Consider the following 23,125-nt stretch of genomic DNA (forward strand, 5'->3'; position numbering starts at 1 on the left):
TCTCTACTAAAATCTCTGCCCCATGCTAAATTCAAATGCGGTAGTTTTGTCTCCTTCTTCTTCTGCCAAAGGTTGTGAAAACATAAGCTGAATAGGACCAACTGGCGAAAACCACTCAAGTCCTAGACCATAGCCACCTCTAGAATACTCACTTAAGGAGCTATCACCTATAAAACCCCAGTCTACGTAAGTAACAAGCCTCATTTTTGCTTTTGGGACTAGTGGAAAACTCACCTCTACATTGTTAGAAAAGGTCTGCTTTGCACCTACTCTAGCTACGCTGCCATCAGTTCTGTCTTCAGTTGGGGAAATTGAATAAGACTCATATCCTCTAACACTTCCCATACCACCCATATAAAATTTATCTGCGATTGGTAAATAGCCAGTATCCTCTGCATAATAAAATCTAGCCTTATATCTAAAGATAGCATCAAAGCCTATATACTCTTCTAGTCCAGTAAATTTGGCAAAATTCGTTCTACTTTTAAGGAAGTCTGCATCACCACCAACCCCTGCATTTTCAAAACTTTGACTCATAGTATATCCCTCTCTAGGAAGATAATAATCATCTGTATTGTCAAACTTAACATTTACAATAACTGAACTTTTAGAATAGCTTTCAAAGTATCTTGGGTCTAATTCTTCGGGGTCAATAGTTACATCACTATAACTATTATCAGAGAAACTATAGCCTAAGTATCCGCTAATATATCTAGTAAATCTATGCCCTACTCCAAAGCTTAAACCTTGAGAATCAACACTATAATCATTATACTCATAAAATGATTTAAATATAGAGAAGTTACCACTAAAGTCACTATCATTTAATCTTGAATTAGAGATATTAAAGGAGTAGTTTTGTGAAGTCTCAGACTTCTCAACTTGTACTCCCATGTCTATACCAGAACCCCAAATATTTCTATCGTTTACTGCCACAGTAACTAAAAGTCCACCATAACTTCCATATCCACCACCGAGTTGGATGTTCCCAGTTGGAGCCTCTTTTACCTTAACAACAAGATCCATAGTAGAGTTATCTACTCTTTTTTCTTCTATAGTATTTCCATCAAAAAAACCTAGTCTTCCTAGTGAATTTCTTGAATCTTTTAAATCAGTTAATGAGTACATATCACCAGGTCCGAGGTATAACTCTCTTCTGATGATTCTATCTAGTGTTCTATTGTTCCCTGAGATAACTACATTTCTTATCTTTACTTTATCGCCGGGTGTGATTTTAAAGACGACTTCAACTGTATTGTCATCCTTGTTCTTTTTTAAGTCAGGAACAACTTGAACAAAAGCGTAACTTAGGTCTGCAATAAGAGTCTTTACCTTCTCTGCATCTTCACGAAAGGTCTTGATATTAAAAGGCTCACCTACTTCTAAGCTTACAATCTCTTTAATCTTATCTTCATCTATAACTTGCTTAAGTTGATTTATAGAGATGCCACTAATAGTATAAACTTCGCCCTCTTCTATCTGATAGCTCATCTCAGCTGTATAGTGGTCAAAGTTTACTCTAGTAAATGGCTCATCAACCTTTGCATCTAAATACCCATATTGCATATACAAGTCACGGATTCTAAGCGGGTCATATGAAAGATCTAGAAGTTTCATCTCCCCATCATTTCTACCCCAAAACCAACCCATAAACTGCTTCTCTTTGTTCGCTATAACGTCATTGAAAAGATCACTATCAAGCCCTAAAACACCACTATAGTCTATTTTTTGAATAACTATTTCTTCACCTTCATTTACTATAAAAGTTACTTTTATGCTTCCATTGTCAAGTATCTCTTCTTCTACCTCGACAACACTATCTATCTTTCCACTTTGTGCTATGGCTTCTTGAATTCTTTTTTTTGCAGCTTGGAGTTTCTTTTTATCATAGAGTGAGCCTTTTTTAATCTGAACTACTGTCTCTAAAATATCTTTATCGCTCTCTTTCCAACCTTTTAACTCAATTTTTGAGATGATAGCTTTTTCTTTAAAGTGAAAGGTAAGCTTGCCATCATCAAACTCAGCCCAAACATCATCAAAATAGCCTTGCTTAAAGTACTTTTTTATAGACTCATCTATAGTCTCTATATCGACATCATCTCCAACACTAAACTCAAGCATTCTAAGAGCAACAGGTTTTGAAATGTGTACCATTCCAACATAATCAATAGACTTTATAGTCATAGCAGATAGATTAATAGTAAGTAGGGTTAGCAGTAGTGCTAAAAATATTCTCATTGAAGTTCCATAGATATAAAATAAGTGAAGATTTTACCTTTTATATGGTTAATCTTAAGTTACACGAGCTATAAATTTTGTCATTTGTCTACTTTATAACAAACCAAGGATTTAAAAGGTCTTGCTTGTTGTACACCATAGGCTTATTCGTCTTAAAATCATAACTCATCTTTCCAGCTTCCCTTACTATTGCATCAGCTGCTGCCGTATCCCACTCCATAGTTGGAGCAAGTCTTGGATAGATATCAGCACTTCCATCTGCAACCATACAAAGTTTTAGTGAACTCCCTTTTGAGACTTGTTCTACCTCTTTTGTATCAAGAGCGTCTATAAATTTTTGAGTTTTAGATGAGAGGTGTGATTTTGATGCCACAACAAAAAGTTTTTCTTTTTTATTCTCATTTGTATATAAAGGTAGCCTTTTATCATTTAAGTAAGCACCCTCATCCTTTTTAGCCGCATACATCAAATCTAGTGCTGGAGCATAAACAACACCTAAGACTGGAGTATCTTTACGTATCAAAGCTATATTTACAGTAAACTCTCCATTTTTTTTAATAAACTCTTTTGTTCCATCTATAGGGTCAATACACCAGTAATAGTTCCACTTTTTTCTAACTTTATACTCTACGATGCTATTTTCTTCAGAGAGGATTGGAATCTCTGGATATAGACTAAAAAGTGAGTTACAGATAATCTCATTTGACTTAATGTCAGCTTCTGTGAGTGGCGAGTTATCTTCTTTATACTCAATTTCAAAATCTCTTTCATAGATTTTCATAATTTCATCGCCTGCAACTTTTGCTATAGTTTTTATATCTTTTAAACTTACCTTATCAAACATCTAAAATCCTTTTGTCTTGAGATTATGCCAAAATTTTTTTAAACAAAGGTTTTTTACTTAAAAATTAGGCTAAAAACCAAAAACTCATGTATAATTTCACAAAAAAAAGAATATAAATATGAATGTAGCAATAGTGGGACTTGGACTCATGGGTGGTTCTTTAGCTTTGAGTCTGAAAAAATTGGATTTTGTAAAGAGAGTTGTTGGAAGTGATCACAACAAAGAGCACAAAAAAGTAGCACTTCGGCTTGGGCTCGTTAGTGAGATAGTAGAGTTTGAAGAGGTTTATAACTATGATGTCATCTTTCTAGCTATCCCTGTTGATGGGGTTATCTTAGCTTTAGAGAAACTACAAAATGTGCCATCAGACACTACTATTATAGACCTTGGAAGTACTAAGTCAAAGATAGTTGCATCTACTCCAGAGTCCATTAGAAAAAACTTTATAGCAGCACATCCAATGACTGGAACAGAAAACTACGGTCCAACGGCAGCCATAGAAGGACTTTATGAAGACCAAGTTGTAGTCTTGTGTGATTTAGAAGATAGTGGTGAAATCCAAAGAGAAGTTAGTAAAAAAATCTTCAAAGCACTAGGCATGAAAAAGTACTTTATGAGAGCTGTTGAGCATGACCGTCACGCTGCTTTTATCTCTCATATGCCTCACGCTATCTCCTACTCTTTAGCAAATACAGTTATGAAACAAGAGAATAAAAACAATATCATAGCCCTAGCAGCTGGTGGTTTCCGCTCGATGAGTCGCCTTGCAAAAAGTTCGCCAAATATGTGGGAAGATATCTTTAGACAAAACAAAACAAATCTTCTTGAAGCAATAGAACTCTTTGAAGGTGAACTTAAGATGCTAAAGAGTTCCATTGAAAAAGAGGAGTGGAGCGAGGTAAACAAAACCATGCAGGATGGTTATAAGCTCCATGATATTTTAAAATAACAGCTACTTCAACCTTTATTGTAAAGACAAAATATAGTTTGTAAATATGAACTCAAAACAACTATTTATTTGTCCTTATTTCTCAGTTAAATATCCTTCATTTTGCAACTGCAAAACTCTAAAAAAGATGTATAGTTCCATTGATGATTTTTATATAAAAAAAGAGGATTTTAAGTGGGAAGTTTAACTGTAAATAGAAAGAAATTAAAAAAGTTTACAATAGATACAAGACCTATTATGGAGAAGTATCTCTCAAGGGTAGACGCTGAGCTTAGCGACTATACTTTTGCCGCAAATTTTATCTGGCTTGCAAATAGCAGTGGATTTTATGCTGTTATAAACAAATGTTTTTGTCTTTTTGTTATGACTGGCGGAGAGCTTACAATGCTACTGCCTCCTTTGGGAAAAAAGAAAAACATCACAGATGCCATCATAAAGTGTTTTGAAATTATGAATGAAAACAACTCTTCGCACTACTACTCACGCATAGACTATGTCCAAGGCTCGATGGTAGAAGAGTTTATCCAAGATGCTGATGAAGCTCAGAGCATGTTTGAGATGTTGGAGTCTTATATAGTTGAGAAAAAATTAGTTGATTATATCTATGAAGTTGAAGCTCTTATAGGTCTTAGAGGAAACAGTTATCACACAAAAAGAACTGAAATAAACAAGTTTGTAAAGTCTTATCCTGACTATAAAATAGAAGAGTTAGACAGCATTAAACATAAAGTTGAGATTATGAATCTTTTTAATAAATGGACATCAGATAGAGTTAGATATATGCCAAAAGAAGAGGCAGAAGTTTACTTAGAGGGAATACATCAAGAGAGAAGTGCAGTTAAACAGATGCTAAAACACTACGCAGAGCTATCTTTGCTTGGGATAGTTATATATATAAATGGCGAGCTAAAAGGTTTTACAGTTGGAGAGCGTATAAGATTGGACACAGCTACTGTTATCATAGAAAAAACAGACTTTGAGATTTTAGGATGTGCACAGTTTATATTTAGAGAATTTTCTAAGATATTAAAAGATCATTATAAGATCACATATATAAATGTAGGCGATGATATGGGCTTTGAAAACCTTCGTAAGGTAAAGATGTCATATCGTCCTTCTAAGCTTGTTGCAAAATATACTATCTACCAAAAATGAAACTAAGAGAAGCTAAAACATCTGATGTTAATGCTTTGTACGGCTTAGAGAGAGAACTCTTTTGCTCTAAAAACTACCCTCTCTCAAAAGGTTCCCTTTACTACCACGCTAAAAACTCTCTTGTACTCTTATCGGAAGTAGAAGGTACTCTTGCTGGGTATATTTTAATCCTTACAAAAAGAAAAGATGCAAAACTATACTCCCTTGGAGTAAAAGACTCTTTTAGAGGAAGAGGCATCTCAAAAGCTCTGCTACAGCAAGCTTCAAAAAATCTTAAGGATTTAGGATTTCAAAAGTTTATCTTAGAAGTAAGAGTAGATAATATCGTTGCATTTTCTCTGTATGAAAAAAATGGTTTTAAAGTTGCAAAAAAATTAAAAGCTTTTTATAAAGATGGCTGTGATGCTTATCTTATGGAGTTAAACTATGGCAGTGAAAAATTATAAAAATATCTATACTGAACTAAATAAGAGCAAATTTTTAAAACTCCAAATCATTGTACTCTTTTTTACAACATATATAGACTGGATTATCATGCCCTATATCACAAAACTAGAAGCTTACACTTGCCTTTATGATAAGCTTTTATATGCTTCTTGGTGCAACTGATGGCCTAATTCAGCCTCTTTTTAAAAGAATGAAAATTTACAATATCTACCTTTTTGTAATCATTTTAGACATTATCCAAGTTATCAGTTACTCACTCTCGATGTATGATATGGTAGTATTTACTTATGTCATACTTAGTATCTTCACACTTCAAGCCATAACTTTTGAGATATCAAGGATTCACACAGTTGACTTTATGAAAAATGAGATAGATATTAAAGACTACCTTATGCTAAGATCGTTTTTTGTCTCAGCTGCCATTATTGGAGGTGCTGTAACTGCTATGATATTTGACTACCTTGGGATAAGACTATTAAATATGCTTATCTTTTTAGCAGTTCTGGGAATTTTTGCAGTGTTTATAGAATACAAACTATATAAAAAGTTTAAGATTGCGTTTGCAAATCTACAGTTTGACTCTTAAAGGTAAGCAAGGGATTTTAGTTATTTTTTATTACCTAAAATTGGTGTATAATTATACACATAAACAAGGAATGACAAAATGAGTACAGTTAGATTAAACATTACATTACCAGCTTCCGTAAATGAAGATATAAATCATTATGCTAAAGAGTTAAATGAAAAGAAAAGTCATATTATTTCTTCTGCACTTGATATGTATTTTGACTACCTAGATATTAGGGTGGCCGAAAAAAGACTTAATGATAACGAGCCTACTATATCTCTTGAAGAGTTAAGAAAAGAATTAGGACTTTAATTTGTATGTTCTTGAGTTTTTTAATTCTGCTAAAAAAGATTTAAAATCAATAGATAAACAAAATCAAGCTTTCATACTTGATTCTCTTGAAGCGTTTGCACAAAGTTTTTCTTCTACTAATGAAAAATCACTTATGCGCTCTGCTAAAATTAAAAAGCTTAAAGGACAAAAAGAGACACTTTACCGCTTAAAACTCCGAACATATAGAGTTATATATAAAAAGTATGAAGACAGGCTTGTGATTTTAGTCTTACATGTAACTACTCGTGAGGGTACTTATAAGTAGTATTTATACGCCAATTCAAGTTTAAAGTGCAACACTCTTAAAATTCAATAGGCGGGTAAACAGAAAAGGTTAACTGCAAAAAGCTCAAACTTGAATTGGCGTAATTTATCTACAATCAAACTACAAAGATTTTGATAGAAGTATCTCTATTTATCAATAATTTTAACTTTAGGGGTAAGCAAGGGATTTTAGTTATTTTTTTAAGGGGCTACAAAGTCCTAAAAATAGGGCTTCATGGTGGACAGAGAGGGATTCGAACCCTCGGTACAGTTACCCATACGCATCCTTAGCAGGGATGTGGTTTCAGCCGCTCACCCATCTATCCGTTGAAGAGTGCAATTATAGTCACTCCTTGATAATAACAAGCTTAAATATTAGAACTTTTGAGTATATATTTTATATCAAAAAAAGTAGAGTTTTTAAAGCCCTTTTATTATTCTCTCAACAACTTCTGATGGATTTGAAGCTTGATAAATTGGACGACCAACTACTATGAAGTCAACCATAGCATTTTTTGCATATGCAACGTTTGCTACTCTTTGTTGATCACCTGCATCCTCTCCAAAAGGACGAATACCTGGAGTTAGAGTCATAAACTCTTTAGTTGTAGCACTCTTAATAGAAGTACTCTCAAAGGCTGAGCACACTACTCCATCAAGTCCACTGCTCATTGCATCTTTTGCAAACTGGTCAGCTTTAAATGCAATATCCTTTTCATAAACCTCTAAAAACTCATCTTCGCTAAAAGAGGTAAGAGCTGTTACAGCTAAGACTATTGGTCTAGTCTCATACTTGCTAAGTCTCTTCATAACCTCACTCATAGCTCTTTTACCAGCCGATGCATGAATATTAAACATATCAACACCCAAGCCCACGATGGACTCTGCTGCGTCTGCCATTGTATTTGGTATGTCATAGAGTTTTAAATCCAAAAATATTTTAAAGTCAGGATTTATCTTTTTGATTTGGACTAAAAAATTCTCTCCATCCCTTATATAACTACGAAGCCCGACTTTTAGCCAAACATCATACTTCTTTATCTTTTTAACCAGCTCTAAGTTCTCTTCTTTTGTGGGCAAATCAAGTGCTACACATAACTGCATCTAAACTCTTTTATATTTTATTTATGAAAGTATATCAAATCCTAAGTCTTATTTATAAAGAACAACTTTGAACTTTACTAGCTATTGTTGCCACTATACTTGGATCTTCAAGAGTTGAGATATCTTGGGTAACAACTTCACCTTTAGCAATAATACGCAAGATTCTTCTCATGATTTTTCCTGAGCGAGTTTTAGGTAGTCCTGATACAAAAACCATATCATCACAAAGAGCGATATTTCCAATCTCTTTTTTGATAATATTGTTAATAGTTCTAACCTCTTCAACTTCATCGGCAAGACCTTCATCCTCTTTTAAAACGATGTAGGCAAAGATGCCCTCACCTTTTAATGGATGCGGTTTACCAACAACTGCAACCTCTGCAACATTTGAGTGTTTCTTGATGGCAGCTTCAACTTCAGCTGTTCCCATTCTATGTCCACTTACATTGATAACATCATCTGTACGTCCTGTGATTGTAATGTAGCCATCTTCATCATACATAGCACCGTCACCTGTAAAATATACAGCTCTGCCATCTTTTTTCACATCGCTATAGTAAGACGTTATATATCTCTCTTCATCACCCCAAACATTGCGAATTTGTGCTGGCCAAGGGCGAGTTACACACATATATCCAGTCTCACCTACTTCTGATTTTTCTCCAGTTGCGGGGTCAAGCACCTCAGCCATAATACCCGGAAGTGGTAGAGTCGCACATCCTGGTTTTATAGGAGTAGCACCTGGAAGAGGAGAGACCATGTGTCCGCCCGTTTCAGTCTGCCAGTAAGTATCAACTATAGGGCATCTGCCTCCGCCAACTTCTTCATGGTACCATTTCCAAGCTGGAGGATCTATTGGTTCGCCAACTGTTCCTAGAACTTTTAAAGAGCTAAGATCATATTTTGCAGGCTCATCTTCTCCCATTTTATGTAAAACACGGATTGCAGTAGGAGCTGTATAAAATTGGTTAACTCTATGATCTTCAACCATTGCCCAAGGGCGCCCTGCATCTGGGAATGTGATAACACCCTCAAACATTACAGTAGTAGCTCCCATAGCAAGTGGTCCATAAACTATATAAGTATGTCCAGTAATCCAACCAATATCAGCTGTACACCAGTAAGTATCATTTTCTTTTACATCAAAAACCCATTCCATAGTCATCTGTGCCCAAAGAATATATCCAGCAGAATTGTGTTGAACACCCTTTGGTTTTCCAGTTGAGCCTGATGTATATAGTAAAAATAGCGGATCCTCAGCATCCATAACCTCAGCCTCGCAGACTGATGACTTATCTTTTATGAGCTCGTTGTATGAGTAGTCTCGCCCTGCCACCCAAGCCACATCTTCATTGTTTCTCTCAACAACTAGAACTTTTTTAACTGGAGTTTTACCTTCAAGCGCTTCATCAACAACTGGCTTTAGCATATAAGGACGCTCTTTTCTATAAGCTCCATCTGCTGTTATAACCACTTTGGCCTCCGCATCTTCGATTCTATCACGAAGAGCTTCTGAAGAAAATCCACCAAAAACTATAGAGTGAATAGCACCTATTCTAGCACATGCTAGCATCGCATAAGCAGCTTCTGGAATCATTGGCATATAGATAATAACTCTATCTCCTCTTTTTACATCAAAATCCTCTTTTAAAAGGTTAGCAAATCTGTTTACATGTTTATATAAATCTAAGTAAGTAATAGTCTGAATATCTCCTCTATCGCCTTCAAAAATGATAGCCGCTTTATTTTTGCGAGTCTCTAAATGGCGATCGATACACTGCTGAGCAACATTTAACTTTCCACCACCAAACCACTTAACAAAGGGTGCTTTGCTCTCATCTAATACATCAGTAAATGGTTCTATCCAGTCGATCTTTTCTTTAGCTGCATCGCCCCAAAAACCCTCATAATCCTCCATAGCACTCTCTTGAAGTTCATAATATTCACACATATTTTTAATATTTGCCACTTTTGCAAACTCTTTGTTTGGTTTAAAAACTTGTTTTTTTTCTATCATTTTTTTTCCTTTTTTTATTATTTAGTACATCAAAGCAACTATTCCCTTTGACTACGTTAAGCTTTCTTCAATTTTAAAAATATCATGGCTGTCATGATTGCATCATTGACTGCATTATGGGCACCCATATTGGGGACACCACAATTTTTTAAAATTGTATCAAATCTCAAATCAATATTTCCTTGAGGTATCAAAGAAATTGTCTCATCAAAGTATATTTCAGAGACTTCTATCTTTTTGTTAGGAAGAGTAATACCCAACATTGGCTTAATATATTTGTTTATCATACTAACATCAAACTCTAAGTAGTAACCAACGAGTGGTCTTGAACCTATAAAGTCTAAAAACTCACGAATTGCGACCTCCGTAGTCTTAGCATTTTCTAGATCTATCGGTCTTATGCGGTGAATCTCTATACTTTTTGAGCTCATTTCACAAGAGTTTTTTATAAAAACTTCAAAAGTTTGTGAAGTTAGTATCTTATTGTTTTTTACCTTTACTGCCCCTATAGAGACAATCTCATCTTTTTTAGGGTTTAATCCTGTTGTCTCTGTATCAAAAACAACATACTCGCCACTCAAATCCTCTTGAAATAAAAACTCATACTTTTTCTCTTTAAGTCTTGAACGATTTGCCTTTGTTTTCATCTTTTGTATAAAAGAAAATAGCATTATGAGACCATATTTAAGTGAAAGTGAAAGCTCATAAACTTTTTAAACTTGTTTATGATTTTAAAACTATCTTTTAGCAGATCTCTTTGAATCTTCTCCAAAGATTGCGGATTTATATAGTCACTCTCATCCAAAGATTTCGCCTCTAACGTTGCCTTTAAGCGAATCGCACTAAGTGTGTCAAAACTCTCTATAAGCTCTGTAGCAAAAACTTTGTCAATAATGCCCTTGTTATTGAGCTCTTTTATCCTCTCTATAGTGTTTGTTTGGGTTATTTCATACTCCAAACATAGAGTTCTAACTCCATGAACAAGTGCAAAAAGTCCACCTTTTTTTAAATCAAGTCTATTTTGTTGCCCTTTTTCTAAAACAAACCCTGAAAACATAGTGAGTGGAGTCTCAAAATTAAGAACTGCTTTTGCAACATGAGCTAAAACATCATCTCTTTGATGGAAGTGCTGATGGAGATGCGTAATGAGTGAGCTTAAAAGCTCTTCATCTCCTGCTACACACTTTGCGTCTAAAAAGATGCTTAAATTTTGAACATCAGCTTCACCCATACTCTGTGTCCATCCAGCTATTAACTTCTTATATCCACTCTCATCTCTTCTCCAAAACTCGTTACTTACCATGATATTGCCAGGACACTTTGGAAAACCGAGCTCTAACAAATATGAGTTTAACTTCATCATAGGCTCTTCATAGAGTTTTACATCTGTGCCATTTCTAATGATTAGAGCATTATCTTGGTCAGACTTTAGAGTCTGCTCTTCTCTTCCTTCGCTTCCCATAACTATTAAAGCGCAATTCTCTTGTAACTCCTTCTCAACACACATATCAAAGACTTTTTTATAGACTTTGATATTAAGAGTTGAGATTAGTTTTGTAATATATCTTACCTTTACACCTTTGGCACGAAGTGTTATTATGATGTTTTTCATATCAGCTTGCAGAATTTTTAAGTCATCGATATTTTGAGCTTTGTCTATCTGCACTGCTACGAGGTGCGAATGGTTTGCGAAGTAGCTAAGAAGGTCTAGTTGCTCTAGCACTCCAAAGACCTTATTGTCTTTCATCACAACTACTCTTTTTATCCCATTTTGAGTCATTATCAAAAGAGCGTTAAACAAAAAATCTTCAATATCAATGCTTATAAGCCCCTTTGTAGCAATCGTTACTATCTCATCTTCTACATCAGCCCCACCTAAGAGCACATGTTTTCTTAGGTCAGTGTCTGTAACTATGGAGTATTCATTCTCCTTTTTTACGATGATTACATGTGCTTTTAGTTTTTCTTGTTTGCTCAAAGCACTAAATATACTCTCATGTGACTCAACTACACAAGCTTTATGTAAAAATATATCTGAGACTCTCGCCATTAAAAATCCAGAAAAATCACTCTGCATATCATAGTTTTTAAGTTGTTGATGTCTTGTTACAAAGTCTTGAAGAAAGTAGTTTTGCACCTTTTTATTTTGCATTAGTTCTAAAAAATCATCTTTTTTAATCTCATAACAGATAAGATCCTCATCTACTACAAATCTTCCTTCACATTTTCCATATATAAGTGCATCTGCATCAAAAGTATCGCCATGAGAGTAAACATTTTGAACTTCATCATCTATATACTCTGTTACTGAGCCTTTTATAATGATGTAAAAAGCGATGGATGGGAGATTTTTAGAGATGAGCAGTGTGTCTTTTGGATAGTAGGCTATATCAATCTTTTGCATAAGATTATCAAGTGTCTCTCTACTTAAGAGTCCAAAAGGATGTATGGATTCTATAAGTTTTCGTTGATCTAATATACTCAACTTTACATCTCCTTATTAAGTTTAAAAATTAAAGGGTAGAGATTTTACTCTCTACAATTTTCAGGCTCTCGAAAATTTATTTTCGTAGCTTTAGGGGGTTGCAAGGGACAATTTTTGTCCCTGCCACTCAAACGGACTTGTTCGTTTGAGTGCGTAAAATCAATGCTCAGAAGCACCCTCTGCACCAATACCTGTTTGACTTCTAATATACTGAGCTTCAAAAGCTTCTCTCTCAGCTTTAGCATCGTGAGAAGAGTCAGTTATAGAGAAGAACCATATAGAGATAAAAGCAGCTAATACTGAGAATAGTGCTGGGTATTTATAAGGGAAGATTGCCGTAGCATTTCCTAAAATATCAACCCATACAATTGGACCTAAGATAACAAGTATAACAGCAGTAGCAAGACCTACTGAGCCACCAATCACTGCACCACGAGTTGTAAGTTTACCCCAATACATTGAAAGAAAAAGTATTGGAAAGTTAGCAGATGCTGCAATAGCAAAAGCAAGACCAACAACAAATGCGATATTTTGTTTCTCAAACGCGATACCCATAATAATAGCAAGAATACCTAAAACTACAGTTGCAGCTTTTGAAACTTTCATCTCAGTAATACCATCAACCTTACCTTTTTTGATAACAGATGAGTAGAGGTCATGACTGATTGCAGATGCACCAGCTAAAGTAAGACCTGAAACAACAGCTAAAATAGTAGCAAAAGCAACCGCTGAGATAAACCCTAAGAAAAAGTCACCACCAACTGCATGGCTTAAGTGAATTGCTGCCATGTTGTTTCCACCTAAAATTGGATAACCTCCGTCTATAGCTTGTTTAGCCATATCTAAGTATTGAGGATTTTGAAAGACCATAACGATAGCGCCAAAACCAATGATAAAAGTTAGGATATAGAAGTAACCGATAAAACCAGTTGCATAAAAAACCGACTTTCTAGCCTCTTTTGCATCACTAACTGTAAAAAATCTCATAAGGATATGAGGAAGTCCCGCAGTACCAAACATAAGAGCGATGGCAAGCGAGATGGCCGAGATCGGATCTGAGACGAGCCCACCCGGAGACATTATTTCTATGCCTTTTAACTCTGTAGCATGTGAGAAGAGCTCGCCAAAGTTAAAGTTGTAGTGTGCCATAACAGCTACTGCCATAAATGTAGCACCAGAGAGTAGTAAAAATGCCTTAATGATTTGTACCCAAGTAGTAGCAAGCATACCACCAAATGTTACATAAAGTATCATAAGAACACCAACTATAATAACAGCTATCTCATACTGAAGACCAAATAGAAGTTGTATAAGTTTACCCGAACCTACCATTTGAGCGATTAGATAAAGAATAACAGTTGCAATAGATCCAGAAGCTGCAAGTGAGCGAATGGGAGTTTGGCGAAGTCTATATGAAGCAACGTCAGCAAAAGTGTATTTTCCTAAGTTTCTTAGAGGCTCTGCAATCATAAAAAGGATAATTGGCCAACCAACTAAAAAACCTATAGAGTAGATAAGTCCATCATAACCTTTTAAGTAGACTAGACCAGAAATTCCTAAAAAAGAAGCCGCTGACATATAGTCACCTGCGATTGCCATACCATTTTGAAAACCAGTGATTCCACCACCAGCAGTATAGAAATCTTTCGCACTCTTTGTGCGTTTTGCAGCCCAGTAAGTGATACCAAGAGTTCCACCAACAAAGATTATAAACATTACAATAGCAGATACATTAAGGGCTTGCTTTTGAACTTCACCCTCAATAGCACCAGCTGCAAATACTGCAATCGTGCCAAGTATTAAAAATAAAAATATTCTATTTATATTCATCATTTATCTTCCTTTAGTGATTCTTTAACTTTGTTGCTAAGCTCATCAAATTCGCCGTTAGCTCTTTTTGTATAGATACCAGTTAAGATAAAAGCAAAAACAATCACTGCCATTCCTATTGGGATACCTATAGTTGTTACAGAGTCAGCAGACAGTGGAGTTCCAAGGACTGATGGATTAAATGCTATAGTTAGGATAAATATAAAATATACCGCCAACATAAGAATAGTTAGTTTAATAGCAAAGCTAGATCTTTTTGCTATGAGTTCTTGATAATGAGGATTTGCTTTGATGTGTTCCACCATTTCTTTTTTCATACTTTATTTCCTTAATTTTATTTACGTTTTCTCTCGCTCCACCTCTTTTGAGGTAGAATAAATACTAAAAATTATAGTTAACTATAAATCTGTATTCGTTCCAACTAACTGTATCGCTAGTTGTATTTACATTAAAGTCTCTTGCATAGTTTCCGCGAAGACGAAGTTGTAACTCTTTAACAAAGTCTGTGTTGTATATCAGATCAAAACCGCTTTCACTTGCATCATCCTCGGTATAACCGTTGTATTTGTCCATATCAAAGTTTGCATAGTAAATAACAGCTTTAAAGTCTGGTCCAAATGCTTTGAAGTTGTATGAAGCAGCTAGTTTATAAGCCTTTGTTCCTGCTAAAAACTGATGACGAGTTACCATACCTTGAGTATATGCTGGCATTCCACCCCATGGAGAAATGATGGCATTTGCATAAGATGCATCACCTGCGGAATTTTCACTTGTTTGTGAATATGCTACAAAAGCTGTAAAGTTTTCTATAGAAGCTCCAGTTTTAACAGCCCAGTATGAACTATCTACCTTACCGTTACCCCCTATTGCTTTTAGTTGTTTGTCTCCAACATCATTTTCTTTAATAAACTGAGCTGCTACAAAAGGTGTTACATTGTCATTAAGTAAGCATTTCCATGAAAAACTAACATCACCATAGATAACATTTAAAATATCATGTGCATAATAATCCCAAAGTTGGGCTTTAAATGCACCTTTTTTATATATTGCAGAAACAATTGAAATACCATCAGTACTTTTGCCAACAGCATAACTACCTACATTATTAAAATCACCTACCTGATTTGAAGCATCAACTGCTGAGTAACCTGAGGTTGCACCCAAAATCCCACCCGTACCGTAAGCACGACCGAATGTACCTTGGGCAAAACGAGTTACGTGAGCTGCTATAAGAGTTGTATCTGTGATATCTGTGTTGCTTACTACTACTGCCTCAAAAAGGTTTGGCAGCATTCTTGCATCGTCTGAGCCAGCCATTGGAGTATCTAATTTTTGACGACCAAACTTTATATTTGTTTGGGTTCCTAAATCTTTAGCGTCGTAGGCGATATAGGCTTCACCTAAAATAGAGTAACTCTCATTATCTTTTCCCAAAAGTGTTGGATCAAACTTTTTACTAGTTTTATCACTCTCATTTAAAAAACCATTTGTAGTATAAAAAGCAGCTCCAAAGTTTAAACCTTTAAAATCTGCAGTTTCATACTTTAAATGACCACCGATAGCATTCGCATTTCTTGTAAAGTCATCTGCTGTAGCCGTACTATAATCCATTGCCCTAGAAATACTAAAAGCTCTAATTTGTCCACTCACCTTTCCCTCACTAAACATCGTACTTAAATCCTCAGCGGCTTGAAGGTTTGCTGAGCTTAAGAATCCTATTGCCATTAGGCTTAATGTTATATGCTTTTTCATACATCTTCCCTTTGTGATTTTTTACCCTTGTATACTAAAGCACAAAAATAGCATGAACATAGCATGCTAAAAATTTTAGATAAATATGGATAAATTTTTATTTTGTGGGTAAATTTGTAACTTTTTTCCAATATTTAATCTAGCTTAAACAAATAAAGAGTCCATAATTATTTCTAATAATCTAAATATACTAAACTATAATCTCGCATACTTGGCAAATCTATAATATATGGAAGCAATCATGAAAGAAGTTATAAACGCATATAGAACACAAAAAATAAATGTTGATTCTTTTTTAAAAACTTTTATAAATAGTCTTCCTAGAAACTATATGGATAACTCTTTAGAAATTTTAAAGAAAAATAGATTTATACAGTTGATGTATGGAGTTGATTCAGATTTTAAACAGTCTACCCCCGTTATCTCAAAAAAAGAGTCTGACTCTTCACAAATTGGAAATGACAAGAGTCACTACTTTATAAAACTTCAACTTGATGGTGATGATATCTATATCTCAAACCCATACATCCATCACAAAACAGGAAAAGCGAGTCTTAGTGTTGTTCAGTATGTTGACTCTATTTATTATGTTTTTGATATCAATCTTATACATCTTTTAGAGGATTTAAAGCTTATAGAGTACAACAGCTTTCATGACAAAGTAAAGCGAACTATCTACTTCTTTGGCTCTACAATGCTAGCGTTTGTAGCTATTGCACTTATAGCCTATGGTGGATATATATTTTTTACACTACTATTTTCACTCTCAACCTCAGATTTTTTGCACGATATATTTACTTCCATCATATCCATGACACTTGGTCTTGCCATCTATGACCTTGCAAAACAAATTTTTGAGCATGAGGTTATGTACCAATCTTTTCACCAAACAGAGGATAAACAATATAAAGTTCTTGGAAAGTTTCTAATCTCAATAATCATCGCCCTCTCAATCGAGACCCTGATGGTAGTGTTTAAAATAGCTCTTGATGATGCTTCAAAAATGCTAAGTGCCTTTTATCTGCTTATAGGAACAACTATTATGCTCGTAGGTCTTGGTTGGTTTTACAAAACTATTCAAGAATCAACCACAAAAGATGATTGCTAACCTTTAGCATCTCTTTTTGTGGTTTTTTTCTTCTTCTTCTTTGAAGTTGGTTTTATATATGCTTTTTTTCTATCTCTTTTAACTTCTTGTTTTTTATGTTCACTCTTGAGTTTTAACTCATCTTGATCTTTTCGTCTGATGGTTGGATCTGGCTCAAAACCCTCTACTGTCTCTTGTGGTATTTTTTGACCGATGAGTCTCTCAACATCTCGTATATCATACTTCTCGTAAATATCTAAAAGCGAAATAGCCTCTCCATCACGACCAGCTCGTCCCGTTCTTCCGACTCTGTGAACATAATCTTCTGGAATCGATGGAAGTTCGTAGTTTATAACATATGGAAGCTCTTCAATATCAAGCCCACGAGATGCGATATCTGTAGCTATGAGGACTTTTATCTTTTTCTCTTTAAACTGTGTGAGTGTTTTTAATCTGTTTGCTTGAGTTTTATCTCCATGAATGATTCCACACTTTAAACCATCTTTTTTAAGCTCAACAAAGAGTTCATCAGCACTCGCCTTTGTTCTTGTAAAGACTAAAACTTGTGGAAAGTTTCTTGAGCCTATTAAGTATGCTAAAAGCTGGGCTTTTTTGTCACTATCTACCAGATATGCTACTTGATTTATAGTCTCAACCGTAGTGTTTTTCTTGGCCGTTTCTATAAATGCTGGTTTTGTAAGTATCTGTTTTGAGAGTTTTCTTACTTTATCACTATAAGTAGCTGAAAAAAGTAGGCTTTGATGCCTCTTTGGAAGTTTTAAGTGGATTTTTCTTATCTCTTTTGAAAAGCCCATATCTAACATTCTATCGGCTTCATCAACTACAAAAACTACAATATCTGCTAGACTCATGCCACTCTCCATAAGTTCCATAAATCGCCCCGGAGTTCCTACAACTATATCAACCCCTCTTCTTAGCGAAGCTCTTTGTGCTTCTATATCTTTTCCGCCAACAATAACTGCACTCTTTATGTTCATATATTTTGAGTAGTTTAGTATATCTTGATGTATCTGGATGGAGAGTTCGCGAGTAGGAGAGAGAATGACTGCTCTTATACCTTTGCTCTCATCCTCTCTTGCATTTCTTAGTTTTTGCAAAATTGGCAAAGCAAAAGCTGCAGTTTTTCCTGTTCCAGTTTGTGCAGTTGCAAAGATATCACTCTTAGCTTGTACTAAAGGAATAGCTCTTTTTTGTACTAGAGTTGGCTCTTTATAACCTAACTCTTTTATAGCTTGAAGAAGCGGTTCTATAAGTCCTAGTTTTTCAAATGACATCTTTATTTGACCTTATGTGAATATAAATCCGATTTTAGCATATTATTAAACAAATAAACCTACTTGCTTTTTATTTATTTCAAATTAGAGTATGATAATAGACTTTATTTATGCTTCAAGAGGATTTAAAACTTTATGTCCAAAAAAACAACCTATAAAAAAATCACTGCTAAAATAATACTTACAACACTTTTTTTTACTATAGGCGCGGCGTATATTTACAGTGAGTACATGAAACAAAGTGCCATCTCTAACTTAGCACAAATAGATGCCAAAAAAAGCAGTAGACTTGTTTTTGAAACACTCTATACTGGCATGCAAATGGGCTGGAACAAAGAGGATTTAGAAAAAATAATCATAAGACTAAACTCTATAGAAGAGAGCATGAGAGTAAATGCGTATAGATCTTCTTTAGTAGATGCTCTTTATGGAGAGATTGAAAAAGACAAAGTAGCCATCAAGTCAAATCCAAACCTTAAAAAGGCCATGCAAGGAAAGGAGATTTTAGACATCTCAAGCTCAGAGCTTATAAATTACTACTATCCCATAGTTGCTAAAGCTGAGTGTTTAAAGTGTCACGTAAATGCAAAAAGAGGAGATATTTTAGGAGTTATAAACATCTCTTTTCCCACGACTAACTTAAAGATATCACTTACGCAGATGATAAATTTTTTCATAGTCTTTATAGTTGTTTTTTCACTTATAATCTTTTTAGCAATCTTCATTGAGCTTGATACCCTTCTTATAAAACCCATAAGAAACTTCTCAGATATGATAAAAAGTATTACCTCATCTCAGGATATAACTAAGAGAGTTGAAGTAAATGACAATATAGAAGAACTTGACTCTATAAAGCAAATATTTAACTCTATGCTTGACTCTATTGAGCGTCAATTTTATTATGATAATTTAACATCTTTTCAAAATAGAAGAAGACTTACCGAGGTTTTAGAACTTAGACTTCACTCATTTTTGATGATCATAAATATAGACTCTTTTCAAGAGATAAATGACCTATATGGAGACGATATCGGAGATATGCTTCTAAAAGAGTTTGCTAAGTTCTTAAAAAAACTTACACCAAAAGAGGGTAATCTTTATAGACTACATGCAGATGAGTTTGCATATCTTTGTCAAAAGGATGTAGATTTAAAAGAGTTTGTAACTTTTGCAGAGCTTATAAGTGAAAAAATCTCAAAAAAAACATTCTCTCTTGGATCAAAAGCAGAGGTTAGCCTAAGTGCTACTATTGGAATGTCATACGGGACTGATATGCTTCTTGTAAATGCAGACACCGCTCTAGTTGTAGCAAAGAGAAAGAAAAAGAACTTTTTGCTCTACAATGAGTCTATGGCTATGTCAAAAGTTTATGAAAGAAATGTGATTTGGACCAAGAAACTAAAAGCTGCCATAGATGAAGATAGAGTTGAGCCTCTTTTTCAACCTATAGTAGATGTTAAAACTCAAAAAACAATAAAATATGAATCTCTCATGCGTATAGTTGATAAAGATGGTAGATATATAGCCCCTATTCACTTTTTAGAGCTTGCTAAAAAGAATAAGCTCTATCATAAGCTCACTAAAATTATGATAGAAAAAACATTTGATAAGTTTAAAAAATCCCCACATTTAGTATCTATAAATATCTCAGTAGAAGATATACTAAACAGAGATATTCATAATCTTATACTTAAAAAATTAGCTACATATGGGATGGGCAATAGAGTTGTTTTTGAAATTATTGAGTCTGAGGGTATTGAAAATTTTGATGAAGTTATCAAGTTTATCAACGAAGTCAAGTCTTATGATGCCAAAGTCTCTATTGATGATTTTGGAACGGGATATTCTAACTTTGAGTATCTTATGAAGTTAAAAGTTGACTACATCAAGATAGATGGTTCTATGATAAAAAATATAGATATAAACAAGGACTCGGAGCTCATCACCCAAACCATAGTAGACTTTGCCAAAAAGATGAATATAAAAACTGTAGCCGAGTTTGTTTACTCAAAAAATGTTTTTGATAAAGTAGCAGAGCTTGATGTTGATTTTGCACAAGGTTACTACTTTGGAGAACCTAGTAAATATTTAGAAGATGAGTCTTAAATTATCCAAATTGTAAGTTGTATAAGATATAATTTCATCACTTAAAAAACGAGTTGTATCATGGTTAGAAAAAATCTTAAAAAAATCTCAAGAAGCCAAAAGTTAAAAGAGTTTATCAAAAAATACAAAGTGCCTACAGAATACCTATCCACCAATAGAAAGATGGTCTCAAAAGCTGTATTTATAGGTATATTTATAGCTTTTATACCTATGCCTATGCAGATGCTCTTAGTCATTGCTATGATGCCATTTTTCAAATTTAATGTCCCCATAGCTCTTGCTATGTGTTGGCTAAGCAATCCTTTTACTATGCCACCAATGTACTATATGGAGTACCAAACTGGTTCATTTTTTCTAGGAAGTGAGACTCTTGAAGTTGAGATGACACTAGAGTGGTTTACTAACAATATAGATGCCATCTTTATAGACCTCTATGTTGGGGCTTTTTTCTACTCTACCGTGGGCTCACTCTTGGCTTACTTTTTAGTAAACTTTATTTGGAGAGGCTCAGTAGAGAGAGATAAAAAACTCCATAGAAATGATAGAAAGATTTAAGCTTTTTTTGCTTTTTTGTAGTAGTAAACCCATGCAGCTACACCAACTAAACTCATAGTAAGACTCATAACCTGCCCTTGAGTTACCATCTGGCAACAAACATAGCCAATTTGCGGATCTGGTGCTCGGTAGATCTCAGCTATTGCTCTAAATATGCCATAACTAATAGCATAGACCAAAATCAACTCTCCACTAAATTTTTGGTATCTTCTATAGACATAAACAACTATAAAAACACCAAACCCCTCAAGGATTGCCTCATAAAGTTGTGATGGATGACGAAGCACTCCATCAACTAAAATCCCCCAACTTACATCAGTCTGTCGTCCCACCAACTCTTGGTTTAAAAAGTTACCTATGCGACCAAATACAAAAGCCAAAGGAACACTGATGGCAACAAGGTCCATAATACTACCAAATGCCATCTTATGCTTTTTAGAATAAAGATATGAACTAAGCAAAAACCCAATAATAGCACCATGATAACTCATACCACGAATCCCAACAAACTCACCATTAACAAAAGGATTAAAAATCTGCCATGGATGAGAGAGGTAATATAGTGTTTGTGTATCATAAAAGAGGATATAACCGAGTCTTGCACCCAAAATCACGCCAATCTCTACATAGATAAAGTAGTTATCAATCCCCTCAAATTCTAACTTATCTCTTTTTATAAAATACTTTCCGATGTAAAGAGCACTAACAAGTGCTAAAACATACATCATGCCATACCAGTGAACTGGAAAAGAGAAGATATAAAAAGCTACAGGGTCAAAACTCTCATAGATATTATTCCAAGCATTCATCTACTCTCTCAAAGCCTCAGCAATCAACTCTATAGGATTTTTAAAGACAGTCTCAACATCCGCATAACCCATAGAATCATTTATCTGCATCCTACAAGCACTACACTCAGCACTAACTACATCTGCTTTTGTCTCTTTAATCATCGCAGCTTTTGGAGCTCCGGCAGCTTTAGCAAAGTGATATTTTTCAGTCTGCATTGTCACTCCACCAAAACCACAACATCTATCTGGATCACTCATCTCTACAATGTTGTAGTTTTTACTTATGAGGTTTCTAGGCTCTAAATATAACCCCTGCATCTTCTTAGCATGACATGGATCGTGATATGTAACTATACGAGTATCTTTTTGTTTGCTCTTTAAGAGTTGCTCTAAATGTGTATGGTGTTGAAGCCACTCCGTAGCCATAAAGATCTTACTTCTAAGGGCTATAGCTCTTGCCTTCCACTCTGGTTGGTCGTGAAAATAGTGCTCATAGTCGATTTTAAGCATTGCTGAACAAGTGGCTTCTGGAACTATAATAGCCTCAACATCCTTTGAAAAACTCTCAAAATACTCAATATTAAACTTAGCATTATAATCAACCGTGTCAAAATCACCTGTAAAGTATGCAGGAGCAGAACAACACTTTTGACTCTTTGCTAAAAAAGCATCAATTTCAAGAGTCTCTAATATCTCTAAGAGTGAATCACCTATGCTTTTATAGTTATAATTTGCTAAACATCCTATAAAAATAGCCACTTTTCTCTTTCCACCATTTGAAATATTCTCAGGATATGAGTTTAAAAATGAGGTTTTTGTAAGGCTTGGAAGAAGCCTATCAGCTTTTAGCATCGGGATGGAAAATCTTGAGTTCATAGAGTCTATGTCTGCTCTTATCTTAAAACCACAAGTTTGAAAAACCCAACCTAGTTTAAAAGCTATGTCGTTCATCCAACGATGACGAAGAAGTAAAAAGAAGAGTTTTTTATACCATGCTATGCCAAACTTTTTAGCAATGTCTGAGCGAACCTGCTCTATTACCATATCTGTTGGGAGTGATTTTGGGCAAACTTCTACACAAGCTGTACATAAAAAACAGCTCTCAAATATATCCTTTGCATTTTTATCAAGCTCTAAGTTTCCTCTTTGATAGGCTCCAAGCAAGTCTAAAAAACCACGCGGAGAAGTCACCTCGTCAGGATTTACATTGTAGATGGTACAGACTGGGATACATTTTGCACACTTTATGCACTCATCAGTCACACCTCTGTAGTTAAAGATGTCTTGAGGGGTTTTGCTCATTTT

Annotated in this window: 22 protein-coding genes and 1 tRNA gene; 10 read left to right on the forward strand and 13 right to left on the reverse strand. The window is 34.8% G+C overall.

Annotated elements, in window-relative coordinates:
- Positions 1–6 precede the first annotated feature (6 nt).
- Together bamA and cysQ are read right to left on the reverse strand one after the other, a co-directional pair.
- On the reverse strand, positions 7–2,238 hold the full coding sequence (gene bamA / locus M947_RS21540; RefSeq protein WP_021288229.1) for an outer membrane protein assembly factor BamA: 2,232 nt from the start codon (positions 2,236–2,238) through the stop codon (positions 7–9).
- Positions 2,239–2,326: 88 nt separating this feature from the next.
- Positions 2,327–3,082 (reverse strand): 3'(2'),5'-bisphosphate nucleotidase CysQ, encoded by a 756-nt coding sequence (cysQ, locus tag M947_RS21545; protein WP_021288230.1) that lies wholly within the window; start codon positions 3,080–3,082, stop codon positions 2,327–2,329.
- A gap of 118 nt (positions 3,083–3,200) precedes the next feature.
- On the opposite strand from cysQ, the gene M947_RS21550 reads away from it, so the two are divergent.
- The 7 genes from M947_RS21550 (at position 3,201) to M947_RS21575 (ending at position 6,799) form a co-directional block, all read left to right on the forward strand.
- Positions 3,201–4,031 (forward strand): prephenate dehydrogenase, encoded by an 831-nt coding sequence (locus M947_RS21550; protein WP_021288231.1) that lies wholly within the window; start codon positions 3,201–3,203, stop codon positions 4,029–4,031.
- 174 nt (positions 4,032–4,205) lie between these two features.
- Complete coding sequence (locus M947_RS21555; protein ID WP_021288232.1) at positions 4,206–5,186, forward strand: DUF2156 domain-containing protein; 981 nt, start codon at positions 4,206–4,208, stop codon at positions 5,184–5,186.
- Positions 5,183–5,632 carry a ribosomal protein S18-alanine N-acetyltransferase gene (gene rimI, locus M947_RS21560; protein ID WP_021288233.1) on the forward strand — a complete coding sequence of 150 codons (450 nt, stop codon included), beginning with the start codon at positions 5,183–5,185 and terminating at the stop codon, positions 5,630–5,632. The genes M947_RS21555 and rimI overlap by 4 nt, the downstream gene beginning before the upstream one ends.
- Positions 5,613–5,795 carry a hypothetical protein gene (locus M947_RS23715; RefSeq protein ID WP_021288234.1) on the forward strand — a complete coding sequence of 61 codons (183 nt, stop codon included), beginning with the start codon at positions 5,613–5,615 and terminating at the stop codon, positions 5,793–5,795. The genes rimI and M947_RS23715 overlap by 20 nt, the downstream gene beginning before the upstream one ends.
- On the forward strand, positions 5,776–6,219 hold the full coding sequence (locus M947_RS21565) for a hypothetical protein (protein ID WP_021288235.1): 444 nt from the start codon (positions 5,776–5,778) through the stop codon (positions 6,217–6,219). The genes M947_RS23715 and M947_RS21565 overlap by 20 nt, the downstream gene beginning before the upstream one ends.
- Before the next feature lie 78 nt (positions 6,220–6,297).
- Positions 6,298–6,513 (forward strand): hypothetical protein, encoded by a 216-nt coding sequence (locus M947_RS21570; RefSeq protein WP_021288236.1) that lies wholly within the window; start codon positions 6,298–6,300, stop codon positions 6,511–6,513.
- A gap of 1 nt (position 6,514) precedes the next feature.
- On the forward strand, positions 6,515–6,799 hold the full coding sequence (locus M947_RS21575) for a type II toxin-antitoxin system RelE family toxin (RefSeq protein ID WP_021288237.1): 285 nt from the start codon (positions 6,515–6,517) through the stop codon (positions 6,797–6,799).
- A 235-nt stretch (positions 6,800–7,034) separates the two neighbouring features.
- Here the strand turns inward: M947_RS21575 and M947_RS21580 are convergent.
- The 8 genes from M947_RS21580 to M947_RS21615 all read right to left on the reverse strand — a co-directional run bounded on the left by M947_RS21580 (position 7,035) and on the right by M947_RS21615 (position 15,986).
- A tRNA-Ser gene (locus tag M947_RS21580) sits at positions 7,035–7,124 on the reverse strand.
- A 94-nt stretch (positions 7,125–7,218) separates the two neighbouring features.
- Positions 7,219–7,902 (reverse strand): orotidine-5'-phosphate decarboxylase, encoded by a 684-nt coding sequence (gene pyrF, locus M947_RS21585; protein ID WP_021288238.1) that lies wholly within the window; start codon positions 7,900–7,902, stop codon positions 7,219–7,221.
- Positions 7,903–7,954: 52 nt separating this feature from the next.
- Positions 7,955–9,919, reverse strand: a complete 1,965-nt coding sequence (acs, locus tag M947_RS21590) for an acetate--CoA ligase (protein WP_021288239.1) — start codon at positions 9,917–9,919, stop codon at positions 7,955–7,957.
- 56 nt (positions 9,920–9,975) lie between these two features.
- On the reverse strand, positions 9,976–10,590 hold the full coding sequence (locus M947_RS21595; protein ID WP_021288240.1) for a 3'-5' exonuclease: 615 nt from the start codon (positions 10,588–10,590) through the stop codon (positions 9,976–9,978).
- Positions 10,590–12,404, reverse strand: a complete 1,815-nt coding sequence (locus tag M947_RS21600) for a putative nucleotidyltransferase substrate binding domain-containing protein (RefSeq protein WP_021288241.1) — start codon at positions 12,402–12,404, stop codon at positions 10,590–10,592. Before M947_RS21600 ends, M947_RS21595 begins: the two co-directional genes overlap by 1 nt.
- 159 nt (positions 12,405–12,563) lie before the next feature.
- Positions 12,564–14,234, reverse strand: coding sequence for a cation acetate symporter (locus M947_RS21605; protein ID WP_031348119.1), 1,671 nt, complete (start codon positions 14,232–14,234; stop codon positions 12,564–12,566).
- Complete coding sequence (locus M947_RS21610; protein ID WP_021288243.1) at positions 14,234–14,551, reverse strand: DUF485 domain-containing protein; 318 nt, start codon at positions 14,549–14,551, stop codon at positions 14,234–14,236. Before M947_RS21610 ends, M947_RS21605 begins: the two co-directional genes overlap by 1 nt.
- A 64-nt stretch (positions 14,552–14,615) precedes the next feature.
- Positions 14,616–15,986 carry an OprD family outer membrane porin gene (locus M947_RS21615; RefSeq protein ID WP_021288244.1) on the reverse strand — a complete coding sequence of 457 codons (1,371 nt, stop codon included), beginning with the start codon at positions 15,984–15,986 and terminating at the stop codon, positions 14,616–14,618.
- 241 nt (positions 15,987–16,227) lie between these two features.
- Between M947_RS21615 and M947_RS21620 the strand changes: the two genes are divergently transcribed.
- On the forward strand, positions 16,228–17,094 hold the full coding sequence (locus tag M947_RS21620) for a hypothetical protein (protein WP_021288245.1): 867 nt from the start codon (positions 16,228–16,230) through the stop codon (positions 17,092–17,094).
- Here the strand turns inward: M947_RS21620 and M947_RS21625 are convergent.
- The gene (locus tag M947_RS21625; protein WP_021288246.1) at positions 17,091–18,368 is read right to left on the reverse strand and encodes a DEAD/DEAH box helicase; all 1,278 of its coding nucleotides are present in this window, start codon (positions 18,366–18,368) and stop codon (positions 17,091–17,093) included. The genes M947_RS21620 and M947_RS21625 overlap by 4 nt on opposite strands.
- A 135-nt stretch (positions 18,369–18,503) precedes the next feature.
- Here M947_RS21625 and M947_RS21630 point away from each other — a divergent pair, with 135 nt between their 5' ends.
- On the forward strand, positions 18,504–20,474 hold the full coding sequence (locus tag M947_RS21630) for an EAL domain-containing protein (RefSeq protein ID WP_021288247.1): 1,971 nt from the start codon (positions 18,504–18,506) through the stop codon (positions 20,472–20,474).
- Between the two features lie 60 nt (positions 20,475–20,534).
- Positions 20,535–21,029 carry a DUF2062 domain-containing protein gene (locus tag M947_RS21635; RefSeq protein ID WP_021288248.1) on the forward strand — a complete coding sequence of 165 codons (495 nt, stop codon included), beginning with the start codon at positions 20,535–20,537 and terminating at the stop codon, positions 21,027–21,029.
- Here M947_RS21635 and lgt read toward each other — a convergent pair.
- On the reverse strand, positions 21,026–21,838 hold the full coding sequence (gene lgt / locus M947_RS21640; RefSeq protein WP_021288249.1) for a prolipoprotein diacylglyceryl transferase: 813 nt from the start codon (positions 21,836–21,838) through the stop codon (positions 21,026–21,028). The two genes, M947_RS21635 and lgt, sit on opposite strands and share 4 nt — an antisense overlap.
- Positions 21,839–23,122 carry a (Fe-S)-binding protein gene (locus M947_RS21645; protein WP_021288250.1) on the reverse strand — a complete coding sequence of 428 codons (1,284 nt, stop codon included), beginning with the start codon at positions 23,120–23,122 and terminating at the stop codon, positions 21,839–21,841.
- Positions 23,123–23,125: the final 3 nt, after the last annotated feature.

Source organism: Sulfurimonas hongkongensis (assembly GCF_000445475.1).
Lineage (GTDB): Bacteria > Campylobacterota > Campylobacteria > Campylobacterales > Sulfurimonadaceae > Sulfurimonas > Sulfurimonas hongkongensis.

Coding starts and splice junctions, on each gene's coding strand:
- bamA (WP_021288229.1), bottom strand. CDS start 2,238: ATGAGAATATTTTTAGCACTACTGCTAACCCTACTTACTATTAATCTA.
- M947_RS21635 (WP_021288248.1), top strand. CDS start 20,535: ATGGTTAGAAAAAATCTTAAAAAAATCTCAAGAAGCCAAAAGTTAAAA.
- M947_RS21595 (WP_021288240.1), bottom strand. CDS start 10,590: ATGCTATTTTCTTTTATACAAAAGATGAAAACAAAGGCAAATCGTTCA.
- M947_RS21620 (WP_021288245.1), top strand. CDS start 16,228: ATGAAAGAAGTTATAAACGCATATAGAACACAAAAAATAAATGTTGAT.
- pyrF (WP_021288238.1), bottom strand. CDS start 7,902: ATGCAGTTATGTGTAGCACTTGATTTGCCCACAAAAGAAGAGAACTTA.
- M947_RS21565 (WP_021288235.1), top strand. CDS start 5,776: ATGCTTCTTGGTGCAACTGATGGCCTAATTCAGCCTCTTTTTAAAAGA.
- M947_RS23715 (WP_021288234.1), top strand. CDS start 5,613: ATGGCAGTGAAAAATTATAAAAATATCTATACTGAACTAAATAAGAGC.
- M947_RS21550 (WP_021288231.1), top strand. CDS start 3,201: ATGAATGTAGCAATAGTGGGACTTGGACTCATGGGTGGTTCTTTAGCT.
- rimI (WP_021288233.1), top strand. CDS start 5,183: ATGAAACTAAGAGAAGCTAAAACATCTGATGTTAATGCTTTGTACGGC.
- M947_RS21610 (WP_021288243.1), bottom strand. CDS start 14,551: ATGAAAAAAGAAATGGTGGAACACATCAAAGCAAATCCTCATTATCAA.
- acs (WP_021288239.1), bottom strand. CDS start 9,919: ATGATAGAAAAAAAACAAGTTTTTAAACCAAACAAAGAGTTTGCAAAA.
- M947_RS21630 (WP_021288247.1), top strand. CDS start 18,504: ATGTCCAAAAAAACAACCTATAAAAAAATCACTGCTAAAATAATACTT.
- M947_RS21605 (WP_031348119.1), bottom strand. CDS start 14,234: ATGAATATAAATAGAATATTTTTATTTTTAATACTTGGCACGATTGCA.
- cysQ (WP_021288230.1), bottom strand. CDS start 3,082: ATGTTTGATAAGGTAAGTTTAAAAGATATAAAAACTATAGCAAAAGTT.
- M947_RS21570 (WP_021288236.1), top strand. CDS start 6,298: ATGAGTACAGTTAGATTAAACATTACATTACCAGCTTCCGTAAATGAA.
- M947_RS21615 (WP_021288244.1), bottom strand. CDS start 15,986: ATGAAAAAGCATATAACATTAAGCCTAATGGCAATAGGATTCTTAAGC.
- M947_RS21645 (WP_021288250.1), bottom strand. CDS start 23,122: ATGAGCAAAACCCCTCAAGACATCTTTAACTACAGAGGTGTGACTGAT.
- M947_RS21625 (WP_021288246.1), bottom strand. CDS start 18,368: ATGTCATTTGAAAAACTAGGACTTATAGAACCGCTTCTTCAAGCTATA.
- lgt (WP_021288249.1), bottom strand. CDS start 21,838: ATGAATGCTTGGAATAATATCTATGAGAGTTTTGACCCTGTAGCTTTT.